Consider the following 3,833-nt stretch of genomic DNA (forward strand, 5'->3'; position numbering starts at 1 on the left):
TAAATTTTCTTTGCGACCCTCCCGATTTTCGGGACAAGTTTAGCGTCTTTGCGTCTTAGCGTGAACCATTTAAAGATGTCTCACTACGTTCAACATGACAAGGTGAAGCTTTTATTTCTCTTCATGTTCTATGGACATCTTTGCGATCCTTGGCTTCTTTGCTTCCTCCGCGTGAACCAATCCTCATTTATCGGCATGAATAAATAAAAAAAGGTGATACGCCCTGAAAGCATATCACCCATTTTAAATTACTTCAATAATAGCATAGGCACAAAGTCTTTTGTGTCTTAGCGCCTTTGTGGCAAAATCATATATCAGGCCTTTCCTACATTTTCGCAGAGTAGTTTGGTGCTTCTCTGGTAATACTAACATCATGTGGATGGGATTCTTTTACCCCTGCAGCGGTGATCTTCACAAACTTCCCATCTTTTTGAAGCGATTCAATCGTCTTTGTACCACAGTAACCCATTCCTGCCTGTAAGCCACCCACCAATTGGTAAAGGACTTCAGATACCAAGCCCTTGTATGCCACTCGGCCTACAATGCCTTCAGGAACTAATTTTTTGATATTGTCTTCAGCATCCTGGAAATAACGGTCCTTGGATCCGGATTCCATGGCTTCCAAAGAACCCATTCCTCTGTAGGTTTTAAACTTTCTGCCTTCGAATATCAACATTTCTCCAGGAGCTTCTTCCGTACCAGCCAAAAGTGATCCTATCATGATAGAACCTGCACCTGCAGCTATTGCCTTTACCAAATCTCCGGAATACCTGATGCCACCATCTGCAATCACAGGAACCCCTTTGCCTTTCAATGCTTCAGCACATTCAAATACTGCTGAAAGTTGAGGTACACCTACACCCGCAATCACACGGGTAGTACAGATAGATCCTGGTCCTACACCGACCTTGACTGCATCAGCCCCAACTTCTGCCAAAGCTATTGCCGCTTCAGGGGTAGCGATATTTCCTACAATCACATCGAGGTTAGGGAAGGCTTGCTTGATTTTCCTGCAGGCATCGATGACACCTTTTGAATGTCCATGTGCCGTGTCTATGGAAACCACATCCACTCCGGCATTCATCAAAGCCTCTACCCTTTCCACCAAATCGGCCGTCACGCCTACCGCAGCACCCACACGAAGTCTTCCGTACTCATCCTTGCAGGCATGAGGTTTGTCACGTCGCTTCAATATATCCTTATATGTGATGAGCCCCGTAAGCTTGTTGTCTTCGTCTACTATAGGAAGTTTTTCTATTTTAAATTCCTGCAATACCTCTTCGGCTTGCTCCAAGGTGATCCCCGCTTTGGCAGTGATCAGCTTATCCTTGGTCATAATTTCTTTGATATCTCTATTGAGGTCTTTGATGAACCTCAGGTCACGGTTGGTGATGATACCCATTAGGGTTCTGTCTTCATTTACCACAGGAATCCCTCCTATATGGTATTCGCTCATGATTTTCTCGGCATCACGGACTTTGGCATTGATATTCAGGGTGATGGGGTCTAGGATCATTCCAGATTGGGAACGTTTCACTTTCCTTACCTGTGCAGCCTGTTTTTCAATAGACATGTTTTTGTGGATAAATCCCAGTCCACCTTCCAAAGCCATGGCAATAGCCAATTCTGCTTCTGTGACAGTGTCCATAGCAGAAGAGACCAAAGGAATGTTCAGCCTGATGTTTTTGGTAAGTTGGGAGGAGGTATCTGTGTCGCGCGGAAGGACTTCTGAGTATCCTGGCACAAGAAGCACGTCGTCGTAGGTGAGTGCTTCGAAAAGAAATTTATCTGAGTTTCTGTTCATGGCAAATATTGGTAATGGTAACCCTATTTGCCCGTCAAAGATACTATTAAATTCATATGCGAATCAAACTACTCAAGAAATAAATTAAAGTTTTCCTTAAATATCCCTTTGAAAATAGAATTTTATTCTGATTTGTCTGATTTTAGAGAAAAGCCTGCCAGAAAGATCCCAGAGAAAATGCAAAATACATCAGGGCAAAAAGCCAAACCCGCCTAGTGTTTTCCTTGGCAAAATACCATCCGAAGAGAGGCAAAACCTGAAGGGAATGAAGGCCTACAAAATGTGCAATCCTCAAATCACCGTATTTTTTTGCCCAGTTCAGAAAGAAAATCCCTTCTTGCCCGTCCGGAGCGCCCACAGTATGACTCATTTTACCCACCATTACAAAGCCTTCCAAACTGGCTATAACAAAAATCAGCATGCCTAACTGTATGGCTAACTTGTATCCAGATGGAAGTGTATGCACTTTTCTGAAGAGCATAAAGGCCCAAAATACGGCCAGGGTATTCATTACTATGGCCACACCCATGGTATTGAAAAGGCTTAGGTCAAAAACAGTGGCCACATTATAGTGAGAGGTAACTCCCCGAGCAGCTTGAAATGAAATGATGAGCAATTCTAAAGACATCATGCTGATGATCAACCAAGTGATGATTTTGGCTTTTTTCACCTGAGGTATATAGTGAAGCAACCAAGACATGGTCCAACTGAAAATTCCTATAGATATGGCAAATTTCATCGGCTTTATCCAGACGCTGATACCCAAAAGCTGTCTCTGATCGAATAAGGAGAGCAGCAAAAAAATCAAAAAGCAGGCAAAATTGATCAATCCAAACCATGCTAGGGCCCTGTTTCTGCGAAATATCTTGTGCAGGGCTACCATGGTCAATAAGGTGATTGAAGTAAGGTATGGGATTTTATTCCTCTGAGGATAAAATAAGTCAGCAGCCCTACTGGTCCCAGCATAAAGGTCAAAAGCAGGCAGGGAAGCATCACCCAGCGATTGATATCCAGTTTCCAGGCATCTTGGGCGATCCACATCCCTACAAAGAGATCAAAAGCCAGGTAGTGTATCCATCCCGCCAACAAGGCTTGGTCTGAGCCAAACAAAGCACGAACTTCAGCCAAGGTGCTGAAGCCTCCTTCTTCTGCCCCGCTCATTCCCTGGATGATGAAGTTGAGATAGGTAAGCGACAATACAATCAGCACACCTGAAAACAAAACTGTATAGACCCATTTATGGGCATAAAATACAAAGAGTACTATCCATGAAAAAAAGGCAATACCGCTGACAATTGAAAAGACAGTTTCTAAAGACATAAGTTTGGTGTTGGGTTGATTGAATTTACTCAAATATTTTCAAATACAACCCAGTGGAGGACCAAATAAGATTTCATGTTGAAAAAGAAGGAATTATGAAGTCGCTCCTTCCTTATCTGAGGATTTGTTTTGCCGCGAAGGCGCTAAGGGTTAAAAAGTCACACCTATTTTCTTTGTGTCTTAGCGCCTAATCTACATACCCACAGACTCACACAGATTGTCTTTGTAGAACAGCTAAAATAGCATTTAGCTTCCCTGTTTTTGGCGGAAGGATGAATTCTTTCTTTTACTTCTTCCGGCCAAAAACCAATAGACTTTGGCTATTCATTATCCCCGGGTGGCAACCCGGGGTTACTCATGATTTGACCCCTTTCGGGGTCATTACTGGAGGATAGGTTTCACGCCGATGTTGGTGTCTACACGAATATTCTAAAGTGATTATTTAACCACAGGTCTCTACAGATTCTGCCTGGACCATATGGGGGATTTTTTACCATTTCGGTATCCGGGCTAAGTTCCGCAATTATGTTTTCCCGCTGATTGCGCAGATATATTTGATTTGAGGATTTGTTAAAAAGTCACATCTATTTTCTTTGTGTCTTAGCGCCTTTGTGGCTAATCTACATACCCACAGACTCACACAGATTGTCTTTGTAGAACAGCTAAAATAGCATTTAGCTTCCCTGTTTTTGGCGGAAGGATGAATTCT

At 42.9% G+C, this 3,833-nt stretch carries 3 protein-coding genes; all 3 read right to left on the reverse strand.

Translation table 11 applies throughout. From position 1 onward, the window contains the following. Positions 1-325: 325 nt before the first annotated feature. Complete coding sequence (gene guaB, locus EA341_RS00430) at positions 326-1,804, reverse strand: IMP dehydrogenase (RefSeq protein ID WP_293010708.1); 1,479 nt, start codon at positions 1,802-1,804, stop codon at positions 326-328. Positions 1,805-1,946: 142 nt separating this feature from the next. After that, the gene (locus EA341_RS00435; protein ID WP_293010709.1) at positions 1,947-2,687 is read right to left on the reverse strand and encodes a hypothetical protein; all 741 of its coding nucleotides are present in this window, start codon (positions 2,685-2,687) and stop codon (positions 1,947-1,949) included. Positions 2,688-2,689: 2 nt separating this feature from the next. Beyond that, entirely contained in the window at positions 2,690-3,124 is a 435-nt protein-coding gene (locus tag EA341_RS00440; protein ID WP_293010710.1) for an ABA4-like family protein, read from the reverse strand. Between the last annotated feature and the right edge of the window lie 709 nt (positions 3,125-3,833).

Source organism: Mongoliibacter sp. (assembly GCF_007692705.1).
Classification (GTDB): Bacteria; Bacteroidota; Bacteroidia; order Cytophagales; family Cyclobacteriaceae; genus Mongoliibacter.